Origin of the sequence: Kitasatospora sp. NRRL B-11411 (assembly GCF_000721345.1) — a bacterium.
GTDB lineage: Bacteria > Actinomycetota > Actinomycetes > Streptomycetales > Streptomycetaceae > Kitasatospora > Kitasatospora cineracea.
This window is the reverse complement of sequence record NZ_JOGH01000174.1, coordinates 1-14,555: the sequence shown is the minus strand read 5'-3', so window position 1 is coordinate 14,555 and position 14,555 is coordinate 1. Positions and strand designations below refer to the sequence as shown.

The window sequence follows — 14,555 nt, the reverse complement described above, 5'->3', positions numbered from 1 at the left end:
GGTTGGTGACGGGGGTGCTGGCGGCGGCGGGGGCGTGGTCGGGCGGGCCGCGGCCGCTGTGGGTGCAGGCGGTGCGGGAGGAGGAGCGGAGCGCGTTGCGGTTCGTGGTGATGGGGCCGCCGCGGCGGGTGGCGGACATGTTGGCGTTGATCGACGACCTGACGGGAGAGGTGCGCTGATGGAGGTTCAGGAGCTGGGCGGGGCGCGGGTGTTGGTGGCCGGGGCGACGGGGGAGCCGGTGGTGGGGGAGCGCGAGGCGCTGGACCTGCTGGGCGACGCGTACTACCGGGAGGCGTCCTGGGTGGCGCTGCCGGTGGAGCGGCTGGGGGCGGAGTTCTTCCGGCTGCGCAGCGGGGTGGCGGGGGCGGTGGTGCAGAAGTTCGCGCAGTACCGGATGGGGCTGGCGGTGGTGGGCGACGTCTCGGCGCGGGTGGCGGAGTCGGACGCGCTGCGGGACTTCGTCCGGGAGAGCAACCGGGGCCTGCAGCTGTGGTTCGTCGAAGACCTGTCGGGGTTGGCCGGGCGGCTGGCGGACCGGGGCGTTATCCGGGGCAGTTGACTTGGACGCGAGGTCTTCCGGTGCCAGGTGACATGTGCAATTGTACATGTCACCTGGCCGTCGGGGGTTGCCTCGACGGCCTCCGACCCTCCGCCGCGGACCCCCACCGCGGCGTCACATCGGCCCGGAGGCCCCCACGTGCGAACCTTCCGGAAATCAGCCGCGTCCGTAGGACGGGCGACGAGTCTGCTGCTGTCCCTGAGCATGGCCCTGGGTTTCGTCGGCGCGCTGGCGCCGACCGCCGGCGCCGCCCAGGCCGGACAGCAGACGGCCGCGGCCAAGCCCGCGAAGCCGGCCAAGTCGGCGAAGTCGGCACCGCGCAGCACCGAGGCGGCCGAGCGCCGCAAGGACTCCGACCGCGACGTGCGGGCGGACGCCAGCAAGCGGCCGCCGCTGGCGGCCAAGGGCGAGCCCGGCGCGGCGCGGTCGCCGGCCGCCGCGGCGACCTGCAATGCCTCGGACTTCACCGGCCGCACCGGCAGCGCCCTGGTGACGCAGATCAAGGCGTCCACCGTGGACTGCGTCAACTCGCTGTTCCTGCTCAAGGGCAACGACGCGAAGCTGGCCTTCAACGAGTCGCAGATGGTCAGCGTGGCCAACGCGCTGCGCGACCTGTCCGCCGACTACCCGGGTGACGACTCCACTTCGGCCACCCAGGTGGTGCTGTACCTGCGGGCCGGCTACTACGTGCAGTGGTACAACCCGGACGTGGTCGGCGCGTACGGCAGCAGCCTGAAGAGCGCGATCGAGGGCGGCCTGGACGGCTTCTTCGGCAGCGCGCACTCGCAGGACGTCACCGACGCGAACGGCGCCACGCTGGGCGAGGCGGTCACCCTGATCGACAGCGCCGCCGAGAACGCCCGCTACCTGAACGTCGTCAAGCGGCTGCTGAACGGCTACAACAGCAGCTACGACGCGTCCTGGTACATGGTCAACGCCGTCAACAACACCTACACGGTGCTCTGGCGCGGCCACCAGAACAGCGACTTCCTGCCCGCCGTGCAGGCCGACCCGAGCGTGCTGGACGCCCTGCAGTCCTTCGCCTCCCGCAACAACGCGATGCTCGGCGGCAGCAACGACTTCCTGGTCTCCAACGCGGGCCGCGAGCTGGGCCGCTTCCTCCAGTACCCGGCGCTGCAGGCCAAGGTCCGGCCGCTGGTGAAGAGCCTGCTGGACCAGAGCTCGATCACCGGCCGCACCGCCGCGCTGTGGGTCGGCCTGGCCGAGATGACCGACAGCTACGACCGGGCCAACTGCTCGTACTACGGCACCTGCGACCTGGCGAACCGGCTCAAGGCCGCGGTGCTGACGGTCAACTACACCTGCAGCCCCAGCATCAGGATCATCGCCCAGGCGCTGACCGCCGACCAGCTGACCACCGCCTGCACCAGCCTCAAGGGCCAGGACGCCTACTTCCACGGCGTGGTCCGGGACACCGGCGCGGTGGCGAACGACAACAACTCCACCATCGAGGTGGTGGTCTTCCACTCCAGCAGCGACTACCAGACCTACGCCGGCACCATCTTCGGGATCTCCACCGACAACGGCGGCATGTACCTGGAGGGCGACCCGGCCGCGGCGGGCAACCAGCCCCGGTTCATCGCCTACGAGGCCGAGTGGGTCCGCCCGGCCTTCCAGATCTGGAACCTCAACCACGAGTACACCCACTACCTCGACGGCCGGTTCGACATGGCCGGCGACTTCAACGCCGGCATGACCACCCCGACCGTCTGGTGGGTCGAGGGCTTCGCCGAGTACGTCTCCTACTCGTACCGGAACGTCGAGTACACCGACGCGCTCACCCAGGCCGGGCAGCACACCTACGCGCTGTCCACCCTGTTCGACACCACCTACGACAACGCCGACCAGACCCGGATCTACAACTGGGGCTACCTGGCGGTCCGCTACATGCTCCAGTCGCACCGCTCCGACCTGGACGCCGTGCTGGCCAAGTACCGCGCCGGTGACTGGAACGGGGCCCGGACGATCCTCAAGACCACCATCGGCACCCGCTACGACGCCGACTTCAACGCCTGGCTGACCGCCTGCAACACCGGCAACTGCGGCACCCCGAGCACCCCCACCGTCCCCGAGTGCACCGGCGCCGACACCCGGCAGCTCGACCAGGGCTGCGGCCGCTCCAACGTCGCCGCCACCGTCGGCAACTACGCCTACTTCTACCTGTACGTCCCGGCCGGCACCACCAGCCTGACCATCACCGCGAGCGGCGGCACCGGCAACGCCGACCTCTACTACAACGGCGCCAGCTGGGCCACCACCGGCTCCTACACCGCCAAGTCCACCGGCAGCGGCAACGCCGAGACCCTCACCATCAGCAACCCGCCCGCGGGCTACAACTACGTCAGCCTCTACGGCCAGCAGTCCTTCAGCGGCGCCTCCGTCAGCACCTCGTACTGACCGGCCCCGCGCCGAACGGCCCGGCCCACCCACCGGTGGGCCGGGCCCCCGCGCGTCCGGGGATGGGCGATCATGGAGGGTCCGCACCACCCGCAGCACCGAGGAGCCCGACCCGTGGCCGAGATCGTCCTGTTCCACTCCGCGTACGGCCTGCGCCCCGCCGTCACCGAGGCCGCCGACCGGCTGCGCGCCGCCGGGCACACCGTGCACACCCCGGACCTGTACGAGGGCCGGACCTTCGACGAGCTGGAGGAGGGCATGGCGTACCGCGACGAGGTCGGCAACGACGAGCTGCTGCGGCGCGCGGTCGGCGCGGTCGCGCCGCTGCTGCCGGCGGCGGGCGGGCTGGTGTACGCCGGGTTCTCGCTCGGCGGGTCGCTGGCGCAGAACCTGGCGCTGGCCGACGAGCAGGCCCGCGGCCTGCTGCTCCTGCACGGCACCTCCGACCTGCGGGAGGACGCCGCCACGGAGATCCCGGTGCAGCTGCACGTCGCCGAGCCGGACGCGTTCGAGTCCGAGGACTGGCTGAACACCTGGTACCTGCTGATGACCCGGGCCGGGGCCGACGTCGAGGTGCACCGCTACCGGGGCGCCGGGCACCTGTACACCGACGCGGACCTGCCCGACCACGACGCCGAGGCCGCCGAGCGGACCTGGGCGGCCGCGCTGGCGTTCCTGGCCGAGCTGGACGAGCAGAACGAGCAGGGCTGACGGGCCGTCAGGGCCGGCGGGCGCTCAGGACGCGAAGACCACCGTGCGGCTCTCCGCGCCGGGCTCCAGGAAGGCCAGCAGCCGCTCGCCCTCCCGCTCCAGCTCCGGGCGCCGGGCGTGCGGCAGCAGCGGGGTGAGGGTGAGCACGGCCGCGCCCCGGGTGCAGCGGTGCTCCCAGACGCCCGCGACCAGGCCGTCCACCAGGTAGGAGGCCAGCAGCGTCCCGTTGACCGCGCGGTAGACCTGCCGGTGGATCGCGGCGGGCAGCATCCGGGTGCGGTCGGCGTGCGAGAGCAGCGCGGCGTCCCACTTCGGCAGGAAGCGCACCGGCAGCTCGCGGTCCGGGTCGGACGGCGGCGGGGCGCCGGGCAGGTCGAGCAGTTCGCGGCCGTCCTCGGCCCGGTGGCGGACCAGCCCGCCCTGCCGGTCCAGTTCGGCCAGCGCCGGGTCGACCTGGCCCAGCCGCAGGCCGCCGAAGTGCGCGACGTCGGCCCGCGAGGCCGGGCCGTAGCCGGCCAGGTAGCGGCGCACCAGGCGGGCGGTGGCGGCCGGTTCGGGCGGCAGCTCGCCGTCCCACAGCACCATCCGGGGCTTGCCGTGCGCCCGCCAGTGCCCGGAGGGGGCGACGTGCACCAGCGGGAGCAGCGCCCGCGGGTAGTGCAGCAGGTCCTCGGTGCGGACCCGGCCGCCGGAGGCCAGCGCGGTGTGCTCGCGCAGCTCCTCGGCGCTGCGCGGGACGGCCGCGAAGGCCCGCAGCGAGGCTTCCAGGGCCGCCTCGTCCAGGCCGGTGTCCCGGTGCCGGCCGCGCAGCTCGGTGAGCCAGCGGCGGCGCCAGGCCGCCGCCAGGTGCCCGTAGTCGGCGCCGGAGACCAGGTGCAGGGTGCCGCGCATCAGCGTCGACTTGACCACGGTGCCGTCCCGCAGGGCGGCCTCCAGCTCCGGCTGCCCGAAACCGGGCAGCCGGGCCCAGAGCGCCAGGTGCGGCGACGGCGAGTACTGCGCCTGCAGCGCGGCCAGCCGGGACACCGCCGCGGCGGCGGTCAACCCCTCGGTGCGGTGCAGCAGTTGGCGCTCGAAGTAGCCGACCGTCAGCTCGCGGTCGGACAGGGTGCGGACGTCGGGCATCGCCGGGCCTCCCGGGCACGGTCGCAGGGACGGCCAACCTTAGACCGACCGGCACATGGCACGGCTCCCTCGTCGGCACCGCCCGGACTCGGCCCTCACCCCTCCCCCAGCCTTCGGCCGGGAGGTGCCCCCTTCTTCACCCACCCTCCATGTGCCGGTCGGTCTCACAGCCGGTCAGGACACCGGCGGGACGGGCGGCGGCGGGGGGTAGGCGTACGCGGCGCCGTGGCCGGCCGCGGGCGGCTGCGGCGGGGCGGCGGGCGGCTGCGGGGCGCCCGGGGGAGGCGCGCCCCACGGGCCGGGCGCGGGCGCGGACGGGCCGGGCAGCGGGCCGGGGCCGGAGGCCGGCACGTGGCCGACGGGGCCGGGGGCGAACGGCGGCTGCGGGTAGCCGGTCGGGACGGCCCGGGCGCCCGGGGCCCGGGTGGCGGCCACCGCGAGGACGACGACCAGGAACACCACCACGTTCAGCACGTGGGTGAGGGTCAGCAGCAGGTGGTCGAGCGGCTTGGTCGCGTAGCCCGCCTCGCCGAGCGGCCCGGTGAACAGCACCCACAGCTGGGTGGCCGAGGCGTACCCGACGTACCCGGTCAGCGCCACCGCGGCCCCGCGCACCCAGGCCGCCCCGGCGAACGCCCGGAACGCCGTCACCAGGGCGACCACCAGGTAGGCGGCGGAGGCGCCGCCGAAGACGGCCGGGCCGGCCATCATCCGCTGGTAGGAGAAGCCGAGCGCGGTGGGCAGGTAGCCGCTGCCCGCCTTGTTCAGGTCGTACGCCAGGACGGCGACCAGGGCGAGGGCCTGGAACAGCAGCACGGTGCCGATCACCGGCAGCCCGCCGGGCCTGCGGGGCGACTGGTAAGGAGGTGGTGCGAAGGCCATGGCGTCTCCCCCTGGGAACGTCCGCGCGGGTCGCGCGGTGGTGTGAGGGGACGGTACCGGAGGGGATTAGACTCGGGGGCGCGATCCCGGAAGCCGTGGTCCGAGCCCTGGTGGTGGCTCGGGCCTTACGTGTTTCAGCCCTCTCCCAGGACCCCGGAGGCCCCGCCTTGAGCGACCAGCCGTACGCGCACCTGCACGTCCACACCGAGTACTCGATGCTGGACGGCGCCGCCCGGCTGAAGCAGCTGTTCAAGGAGGTCGAGCGGCTGGGGCAGACCCACGTGGCGATGACCGACCACGGCAACATGTACGGCGCCGCCGAGTTCCACAAGCAGGCCACCGCGGCGGGCATCACCCCGGTGATCGGCATCGAGGCGTACGTCGCGCCGGACTCCCGGTCCAACACCAAGCGCGTGCTGTGGGGCCAGCCGCACCAGAAGAAGGACGACGTCTCGGCGTCCGGCGCGTACACCCACAAGACCATCTGGGCCCGGAACAAGGAGGGCCTGCACAACCTCTTCAAGCTGACCTCGCGCTCCTACGCGGAGGGCTGGCTGGTGAAGTGGCCGCGGATGGACAAGGAGATCATCTCCGAGCACGCGGCGGGCCTGATGGCCACCACCGGCTGCCCGTCCGGCGAGGTGCAGACCCGGCTGCGGCTGGGCCAGTTCGACGAGGCGGTCCGCTCGGCGGCCGAGTACCAGGACATCTTCGGCAAGGAGAACTACTTCCTGGAGCTGATGGACCACGGCCTGGACATCGAGAAGCGGGTCCGCGACGGCCTGATCGAGATCAGCAAGAAGCTGAACATCCCGCCGGTGGTCACCAACGACTCGCACTACACCACCGAGGGCGACGCGGGCGCGCACGACCTGCTGCTGTGCGTGCAGACCGGCAAGAACCTCTCCGACCCGGACCGCTTCCGGTTCGACGGCACCGGCTACTACATCAAGTCGGCCGCCGAGATGTACGGCCTGGACTCCTCGGACGCCTGGCAGGAGGGCTGCCGCAACAGCCAGCTGCTGGTCGCCCAGCGGGTCGACACCGCCGGCATGTTCGAGTTCAAGAACCTGATGCCGCGCTTCCCGATCCCGGAGGGCTTCGAGTCCGAGGCGGACTTCTTCAAGTCCAAGGTCTGGGAGGGCATGGACTGGCGCTTCCCGGGCGGCTACGACGAGGAGCACAAGAAGCTCGCCGAGTACGAGATGGACACCATCATCCAGATGGGGTTCCCGGCGTACTTCCTCGTGGTCGCCGACTTCATCATGTGGGCCAAGAGCCAGGGCATCGCGGTCGGCCCCGGCCGCGGCTCGGCGGCCGGCTCGCTGGTCGCCTACGCGATGGGCATCACCGACCTCGACCCGATCCCGCACGGCCTGATCTTCGAGCGCTTCCTCAACCCCGAGCGCATCTCGATGCCCGACGTCGACATCGACTTCGACGAGCGCCGGCGCGGCGACGTGATCCGCTACGTGACCGAGAAGTGGGGCTCCGACAAGGTCGCCATGATCGTCACGTACGGCACCATCAAGGCGAAGGCCGCCATCAAGGACTCCTCCCGGGTCCTGGGCTACCCGTACGCGATGGGCGACCGGATCACCAAGGCGATGCCGCCGGACGTGATGGGCAAGGGCATCCCGCTGTCCGGCATCACCGACTCCTCGCACCCGCGCTACGGCGAGGCGGGCGAGATCCGCGGCCTGTACGAGAACGACCCGGACGTCCGCAAGGTGATCGACACCGCGCGCGGCATCGAGGGCCTGATCCGGCAGCCCGGCGTGCACGCGGCCGGCGTGATCATGTCCGCCGAGCCGCTGACCGACCACATCCCGGTCTGGACCCGGCACACCGACGGCGTGACGATCACCCAGTTCGACTACCCCACTTGCGAGGGCCTCGGCCTGCTCAAGATGGACTTCCTCGGACTGCGCAACCTGACGATCATGGACGACGCGGTCAAGGCGATCGAGAAGAACAAGGGCGTCAAGATCGAGCTGCTCCAGCTGCCGCTGGACGACAAGCCCGCCTACGAACTGCTCGCCCGCGGCGACACGCTGGGCGTCTTCCAGCTCGACGGCGGCCCGATGCGCTCGCTGCTGCGCCTGATGAAGCCCGACAACTTCGAGGACATCTCCGCCGTCCTGGCGCTGTACCGACCGGGCCCGATGGGCGTCAACTCGCACACCAACTACGCGCTGCGCAAGAACGGCCAGCAGGAGATCACCCCGATCCACCCGGAGCTGGAGGAGCCGCTCAAGGAGATCCTGGAGCCGACCTACGGCCTGATCGTCTACCAGGAGCAGGTGCAGAAGGCCGCGCAGATCCTGGCCGGCTACTCGCTCGGCCAGGCCGACCTGCTGCGCCGCGCGATGGGCAAGAAGAAGAAGGAGATCCTGGAGGCCGAGTTCGTCCCGTTCCAGAAGGGCTGCCGGGAGCGCGGCTACTCGGACGCGGCGATCCAGGCGGTCTGGGACGTGCTGGTGCCGTTCTCCGGCTACGCCTTCAACAAGGCGCACACCGCGGGCTACGGGCTGGTCTCGTACTGGACGGCGTACCTGAAGGCCAACTACCCGGCCGAGTACATGTCGGCGCTGCTCACCTCGGTCAAGGACGACAAGGACAAGTCCGCGGTCTACCTGAACGAGTGCCGCAAGATGGGCATCCAGGTGCTGCCGCCGGACGTCAACGAGTCGGACGCCGACTTCACCCCGCACGGCAGCGAGACCGTCCGGTTCGGCCTGACCGCGATCCGCAACGTCGGCGGGCCGGTGGTGGAGTCGATGATCCGCACCCGCAAGGCCAAGGGGAAGTACGCCTCGTTCCCGGACTTCCTGGAGAAGGTCGAGTCGGTGGTGTGCAACAAGCGCACCGTGGAATCGCTGATCAAGGCCGGCTCCTTCGACTCGCTCGGGCACACCCGCAAGGGCCTGACCGCCCAGTTCGAGCCGATGATCGACAACGTGGTCGGGATCAAGCGCAAGGAGGCCGAGGGCCAGTTCGACCTGTTCGGCGGCGACAGCGTCTCCGACGAGCCCTCGTTCGGGCTGGACGTGGTGTTCTCCGAGGAGGAGTGGGAGAAGTCCTTCCTGCTCACCCAGGAGCGCGAGATGCTCGGCCTGTACGTCTCCTCGCACCCGCTGAACGGCATCGAGCACGTGCTGGCCGACAAGTCGGACTGCGCGGTCGCCGACCTGGCCGAGCGGCCGGACGGCACGATCGTGACGATCGGCGGCATCATCTCGGGCCTGCAGCGCAAGATGACCAAGCAGGGCAACGCCTGGGCGATCGCCACTGTCGAGGACCTGGCCGGCTCGATCGACTGCATGTTCTTCCCGGCCAGCTACCAGCTGGTCTCCTCCCAACTGGTCGAGGACGCCGTGGTGTTCGTCCGCGGCAAGCTCGACAAGCGGGAGGACGTGCCGCGGCTGATGGGCATGGAGCTGTCGGTGCCCGACCTGAGCAACGTCGGGGCGCAGCTGCCGATCGTGATCACCGTGCCGGAGAACAAGCTGACCCCGCCGATCGTCACCCGGCTCGGCGAGGTGCTGGGCAGCCACCGGGGCAGCACCGAGGTGCACGTCCACCTGCGCGGCCGGACCAGGACGGTGGTGCTGCGCCTGGACCGGCACCGGGTGAAGTCCGACCCGGCGCTGTTCGGCGACCTCAAGCAGCTGCTCGGGCCGAGCTGCCTGGCCGGCTGAGCGCGCGGGGCGCCGGAAGGCGCGAAGGGCCCCGGCGGAGCGCGTCTCCGCCGGGGCCCGGGTGGCCGTGCCGAAGGGGCGTCAGAACTCCTTGACCACCACGGTCTTGCCGCCCTTGTCGTGGAAGCACTGCTGGAGCGGCTTGTCCCAGAGCAGGGACAGGCAGTTGACCAGCGAGAACAGGCCGCCGATGTACGGGACCAGGAACGGGCCGCCGTAGACGCCCGCCCGGGTCCACAGCTCGTTGTCGGTCGGACGGCCGCCGGTGGCCGCGCTGACCACCCGCAGCCGCATCGCCTTCTTGCCGACGGTCTGGCCGTGCTGGGTCAGCATCATGCCGCCCTCGTAGGCCACCAGGACCACCGCGGCGAGCAGGTAGTAGAGGAAGCTGCCCATCGTGATGACGGCCACGATGATCAACGGGACGATCAGGACCGCCGCGTCGATCAGGCGGGCCAGGAAGCGGTCCACCGGCGCGGCGAGGACCCGGGTGCCCGGCACGGGCTGGGCGCCGGGCGGCGGGGTCGGGCCGAGCCAGCCCGGGAACGCACCCTGCGGGGTGCTGCCGTAGGGGTCCTGCGGAGGCCCGTAGCCGGGAGGGGTGTTGCTGCTCATGCGTGCGACTCCAGCTCAACTGTGGGGAATCCTGGAGTTGTTGTACCGGTCCCGGGGTGAACCAGGGAAGGAAGATCCGATAATCGTTACTCAGCGCCAGTGGTAACGGAGCCGCAACGCGTCCACCACCAGCCGGAACCGGGCCCGGTCCAGCGCGCACGCCTCGCGCCGCATCCCGCCGTCCCGCACCCGGAACACCCGGTCCAGCGCCACCCAGGAGTCCCGCCCGCTGCGGTCCCACGGGCCCGCGCCCAGCGGCACCCAGTCCCGGTCGTCGTCGTGCCCCTTGCTGGAGAGCATCACCGTCAGCAGCGAGCCCCCCGCCTCCCGGGCCACCACCAGCACCGGCCGGTCCTTGCCCCGCCCGTCGTTCTCCTCGTACGGCACCCACGTCCAGACGATCTCGCCCGGGTCCGGGTCGCCGTCGTGGTCCGGCGCGTACTCGGTGCGCACCGGGCCCACGCCCTCGGCCCGGACCTCCACCGTGGCGTCCGGCCCGAACCGGCCCGGCTGCTCCTGCTGCTCGTTCAACTGATGCATGGCGGAAGGCTATCGACCGCCCCCCGGGAACGGGAGGTCAGGCCGAGCGCAGTTCGGCCGGGACGGCCGCGTGCAGGGCCGCCGCGAAGGCCGCCACCGCCGGGTGCGCCGCCGCACCGGCCCGGAACGCGGTGCGGGTGCGCCGGTACAGCGGCAGCCGGGTCAGCGTCACGCCCGGCGGGCAGCGGCCGATGCCCAGGTGCGGCACCAGCGCCACCCCCTGGCCCACCGCCACCAGGGCCAGCTGGGCCGCGAAGTCGTCCACCAGGTGGCGCACCCGCGGCGCGAACCCGGCGGACTGGCAGACCCGCTGCACCATCGCGTGGCAGAGCGTCCCGGCCGGCGCGGTGATCCACGGGCTGTCCCGGTGCCCGGCCAGCGTGCCGCCGGAACGGGCCGCCAGGTACAGCGGCTCGGCGAACACCGGACCGGTCAGCGCCACCCCCTCCTCCGGCTCGCCCGGCACCAGGTCGTACTCGTGCACCAGCGCCACGTCCAACTCGCCCGCGCGCAGCGCCCCGGCCACCGCCGCCGGGTCCACCTCGCTCACCATCGGCTCCAACTCCGGGTGCCGGGAAGCCAGTTCGGCCAGCGCCGCGGGCACCAGGGCGCGCACCGCGGACGGGTAGGCGCCGATCCGCAGCGGCCCGGCCGGCCCGCTGCGGGCGTGCGCCAGCTCGGCGTCCGCCCGCTCCAGCAGCTCCAGCACCGCCTCGGTGTGCCGCACCAGGTTCCGCCCCGCCGGGGTCAGCGCCACCCGCCGCCCGGTCCGCTCCAGCAGCGGCACCCCCGCCTCCCGCTCCAGCACCGACAGCTGCTGGGACACCGCCGAAGGACTGAACGCCAACGCCTCCGCGACCGCCGCGATCGTCCCCAGCCGGGCCAGTTCGCGCAGCAACCGCAACCTTCGCACCTCGAGCATCGGCCCAGCTTACGAGAACCATCGGAAATGTGAACTGGACCCGCACGGTCACCGCCCGGCAGGCTTCCCGCATGGAACTGCACGGCATCCACGTCCCGCTGGTCACGCCCTTCACCGCCGACGGCGCCGTCGCCCTCGACGCCCTGGAACGGCTCGCCCGCGACAGCCTGGAAGCCGGCGCCGCCGGCCTGGTCGCCCTCGGCACCACCGGCGAGCCCGGCTCGCTCACCACCGCCGAACAGGACGCGGTGATCGAGGTCTGCCGCCGGGCCTGCGACGCCCACGGCGCCCCGCTCACCGTCGGCGCGGGCCACGGCGGCACCGCCCGCACCGCCGAGGCGCTCGCCGCGCTGGACGGCCGGGCCGACGCCGCCCTGGTCGCCGTCCCCGCCTTCGTCCGCCCCGGCGAGGCCGGCGTCCTCGCCCACTTCCGGGCCCTCGCCGGGGCGAGCCCGCTGCCGCTGGTGATCTACCACATCCCCTACCGCACCGGGCAGCCGCTCGGCGCCGCCACCCTGCTGGAGCTGCTCGCCCTGCCCGCCGTGGCCGGGGTCAAGTACGCGCCCGGCGGCATCGACGAGGAGACGATCGCCCTGCTGGCCGCCGGGCCGCGCGGCGTCATGGCCGGCGACGACCTGTTCCTCTCCCCGCTGCTCGCCCTCGGCGCCGACGGCGGCATCCTGGCCTCCGCCCACCTGGAGACCGCCCGCTTCGTCGCCCTGCACCGGGCCTGGCAGGACGGCGACGCCGCACTCGCCCGCAAGCTCGGCGCCGAACTCGCCGGACTCTCCCGCACCGCCTTCGCCGGGCCCAACCCGACCGCGCTCAAGGCCCTGCTGCACCGCGCCGGCCGCATCCCCACCCCCGCGGTGCGGCTGCCGCTGCTCGCGCACGACTGAGCGACAGTCGGTCGCACGCAGGATTTCCGGCGGGAACGGGCCCGCACAGGAGGGATTTCCGCCGCGGACGGCAAGCGTTCACGCTTTGGGACGCCCCCGCGAAAACCCGCTCTGACAAGGCATGATGGGCCGGGACAACCGGCCCAACCGGTAGCAGGAGGAGAGACGGATGAGGATCGGCATCGTAGGTGCCACCGGTCAGGTCGGCGGCGTGGTCCGCGAGATCCTGGCGCAGCGCGACTACCCCGTGGAGCAGCTGCGGCTGTTCGCCTCGGCCCGCTCGGCGGGGCGCGCCCTGCCCTGGAAGGACACCGAGGTCACCGTCGAGGACGCCGCCACGGCCGACTACAGCGGCCTGGACATCGTGATCTTCTCGGCGGGCGGCGCCACCTCCAAGGCGCTCGCCCCCAAGGTCGCCGCCGCCGGAGCCGTCGTCATCGACAACTCCTCCGCCTGGCGCCGCGACCCCGAGGTCCCGCTGGTCGTCGCCGAGGTCAACCCCGACGCGATCGCCGAGCGCCCCAAGGGCATCATCGCCAACCCGAACTGCACCACCATGGCCGCGATGCCCGTGCTGCGCCCGCTGCACGAGGAGTCCGAGCTGGTCGCCCTGGTGGTCTCCACCTACCAGGCGGTCTCCGGCTCCGGCCTGGCCGGCGTCTCCGAGCTGCACGAGCAGGCCCGCAAGGTCGTCGACGGGGCCGCCGCGCTCGTCCACGACGGCGCCGCCGTCGAGTACCCGGCGCCCGGTGTCTACCAGCGCCCGATCGCGTTCAACGTCGTCCCGCTGGCCGGCTCGATCGTCGACGACGGCAGCAACGAGACCGACGAGGAGCAGAAGCTCCGCCACGAGAGCCGCAAGATCCTCGGCATCCCCGAGCTCAAGGTCTCCGGCACCTGCGTGCGCGTCCCGGTCTTCACCGGCCACTCGCTCCAGGTCAACGCCCGCTTCGCCCGCCCGCTCAGCCCCGAGCGCGCCACCGAGCTGCTCACCGGCGCCCCCGGCGTCCAGCTCACCGACATCCCCACCCCGCTGCAGGCCGCCGGCCAGGACCCGAGCTACGTCGGCCGGATCCGCGCCGACGAGACCGCCGAGCACGGCCTGTCGCTGTTCCTGTCCAACGACAACCTGCGCAAGGGCGCGGCGCTCAACGCCGTGCAGATCGCCGAACTGGTCGCCGAGGAACTGCGCGGCTGATCCGGGCCGCACCCCTGCGACGGGCCCCCGGGACGACGACCGTCCCGGGGGCCCGCCGCGTCTGCACCGGCTCACTGGCCCGGATGCGCCCCCGGCCCGTCGACCTCCAGCGGCAGCACCTCGGACACCGCGCCCGCCGTCCACTTGTCGCCCGGCGCGTACCACTGGAACGCGCCCGGGCCGCGGGCCGGCACGTTCACCGCGAGCAGGCCGTCGGCGTCCGTGCGGGCGGTGGCCAGGGTGGTCCAGGTGTCGCTGCCCACCGGACGGAACTGCAGGTACGCGGTGGTGCCCTGCTGCGGGACCTCCGCCTTGCGGTCCCAGTCGGCCCGCTGCAACCGGGCCCGGACGGTGACCGCCCCGCCCTCCGCCACCCGGGCCGGATCGGCGGCGGCCAGGTCGAACCGGGCGGAGCGCTTCAGCGAGAACCCGGCGGCGTTCTTCGAGACGTAGCGGTCGCCGTCGGCGGCCCGGATCCGCAGGTCCACGAACCAGGTGCCGGCCTGGTCGTCGAAGAGCGCCCGCGAACCGGCCGCGACCGTCGCCTCACCGCTGCACCGGGAGGTCGTCCCGCCCGCGGACAGCGGCACGCAGGACATCGGACCGACCTTCAGGGTCGCGTAGTTGGGCCCCCACAGGCCGATCGGATCCACCGCGCGGATCCCCGAACGGTCGCTCGCCGTCACCTCGACCTCGATCGTCCGGGTCTCGTCCGGGCCCAGCTCGACCGTGCGGCCGTGGTTGACCACCACCGAGACCAGCGCGGTGTCCCCGCCGGAGACCTCCGGCGAGGTCGCCGGGACCAGGACGACGGCCACCGCCCCGACCGCAGCCACCGCGCACATCGCCACCGCACTCTTCCGCACGGTGTCCCAGTATCCAGGGTCGGCGCGTGAGGACGGCGTGAGCGAGGGGAGACGGGTGGGGAAGCGGCGGGCTGGGGGCTGGGGGCGGTGGGGCTCGGCGCGTGAGGACGGCGTGAGCG

General features: G+C 72.7%; 12 protein-coding genes. 6 read left to right on the top strand and 6 right to left on the bottom strand.

Translation table 11 applies throughout. The features are described from left to right. Positions 1–178: 178 nt before the first annotated feature. The 3 genes from IH44_RS0137195 (at position 179) to IH44_RS0137185 (ending at position 3,688) form a co-directional block, all read left to right on the top strand. Positions 179–559, top strand: coding sequence for a DUF4180 domain-containing protein (locus IH44_RS0137195; protein ID WP_030464267.1), 381 nt, complete (start codon positions 179–181; stop codon positions 557–559). A gap of 204 nt (positions 560–763) precedes the next feature. Next, positions 764–2,977 (top strand): M9 family metallopeptidase, encoded by a 2,214-nt coding sequence (locus tag IH44_RS0137190; protein ID WP_051818111.1) that lies wholly within the window; start codon positions 764–766, stop codon positions 2,975–2,977. A 114-nt stretch (positions 2,978–3,091) separates the two neighbouring features. Then, the gene (locus tag IH44_RS0137185) at positions 3,092–3,688 is read left to right on the top strand and encodes a dienelactone hydrolase family protein (protein ID WP_030464265.1); all 597 of its coding nucleotides are present in this window, start codon (positions 3,092–3,094) and stop codon (positions 3,686–3,688) included. A gap of 24 nt (positions 3,689–3,712) precedes the next feature. On the opposite strand, the gene IH44_RS0137180 is transcribed toward IH44_RS0137185, so the two are convergent. Together IH44_RS0137180 and IH44_RS47505 are read right to left on the bottom strand one after the other, a co-directional pair. After that, complete coding sequence (locus IH44_RS0137180) at positions 3,713–4,813, bottom strand: winged helix DNA-binding domain-containing protein (RefSeq protein ID WP_051818107.1); 1,101 nt, start codon at positions 4,811–4,813, stop codon at positions 3,713–3,715. Positions 4,814–4,987: 174 nt separating this feature from the next. Continuing rightward, positions 4,988–5,695, bottom strand: coding sequence for a hypothetical protein (locus tag IH44_RS47505; protein ID WP_198545105.1), 708 nt, complete (start codon positions 5,693–5,695; stop codon positions 4,988–4,990). Between the two features lie 167 nt (positions 5,696–5,862). Between IH44_RS47505 and dnaE the strand changes: the two genes are divergently transcribed. After that, entirely contained in the window at positions 5,863–9,396 is a 3,534-nt protein-coding gene (gene dnaE / locus IH44_RS0137170; protein ID WP_030464262.1) for a DNA polymerase III subunit alpha, read from the top strand. 81 nt (positions 9,397–9,477) lie between these two features. On the opposite strand, the gene IH44_RS0137165 is transcribed toward dnaE, so the two are convergent. From IH44_RS0137165 to IH44_RS0137155, 3 genes are all read right to left on the bottom strand, one after another. Further along, positions 9,478–10,011, bottom strand: a complete 534-nt coding sequence (locus IH44_RS0137165) for an RDD family protein (protein ID WP_051818105.1) — start codon at positions 10,009–10,011, stop codon at positions 9,478–9,480. A 90-nt stretch (positions 10,012–10,101) separates the two neighbouring features. Further along, positions 10,102–10,551 carry a type II toxin-antitoxin system PemK/MazF family toxin gene (locus IH44_RS0137160; RefSeq protein ID WP_030464260.1) on the bottom strand — a complete coding sequence of 150 codons (450 nt, stop codon included), beginning with the start codon at positions 10,549–10,551 and terminating at the stop codon, positions 10,102–10,104. Between the two features lie 37 nt (positions 10,552–10,588). After that, the gene (locus IH44_RS0137155; RefSeq protein ID WP_030464259.1) at positions 10,589–11,473 is read right to left on the bottom strand and encodes a LysR family transcriptional regulator; all 885 of its coding nucleotides are present in this window, start codon (positions 11,471–11,473) and stop codon (positions 10,589–10,591) included. Between the two features lie 29 nt (positions 11,474–11,502). On the opposite strand from IH44_RS0137155, the gene IH44_RS0137150 reads away from it, so the two are divergent. Next, positions 11,503–12,372, top strand: a complete 870-nt coding sequence (locus IH44_RS0137150) for a dihydrodipicolinate synthase family protein (protein ID WP_232795245.1) — start codon at positions 11,503–11,505, stop codon at positions 12,370–12,372. Between the two features lie 169 nt (positions 12,373–12,541). Continuing rightward, on the top strand, positions 12,542–13,570 hold the full coding sequence (locus IH44_RS0137145) for an aspartate-semialdehyde dehydrogenase (RefSeq protein ID WP_030464257.1): 1,029 nt from the start codon (positions 12,542–12,544) through the stop codon (positions 13,568–13,570). Between the two features lie 71 nt (positions 13,571–13,641). Here IH44_RS0137145 and IH44_RS0137140 read toward each other — a convergent pair whose 3' ends face one another. Further along, positions 13,642–14,436: a hypothetical protein gene (locus IH44_RS0137140; protein ID WP_157852598.1), complete on the bottom strand. Its 795-nt coding sequence runs from the start codon at positions 14,434–14,436 to the stop codon at positions 13,642–13,644. Between the last annotated feature and the right edge of the window lie 119 nt (positions 14,437–14,555).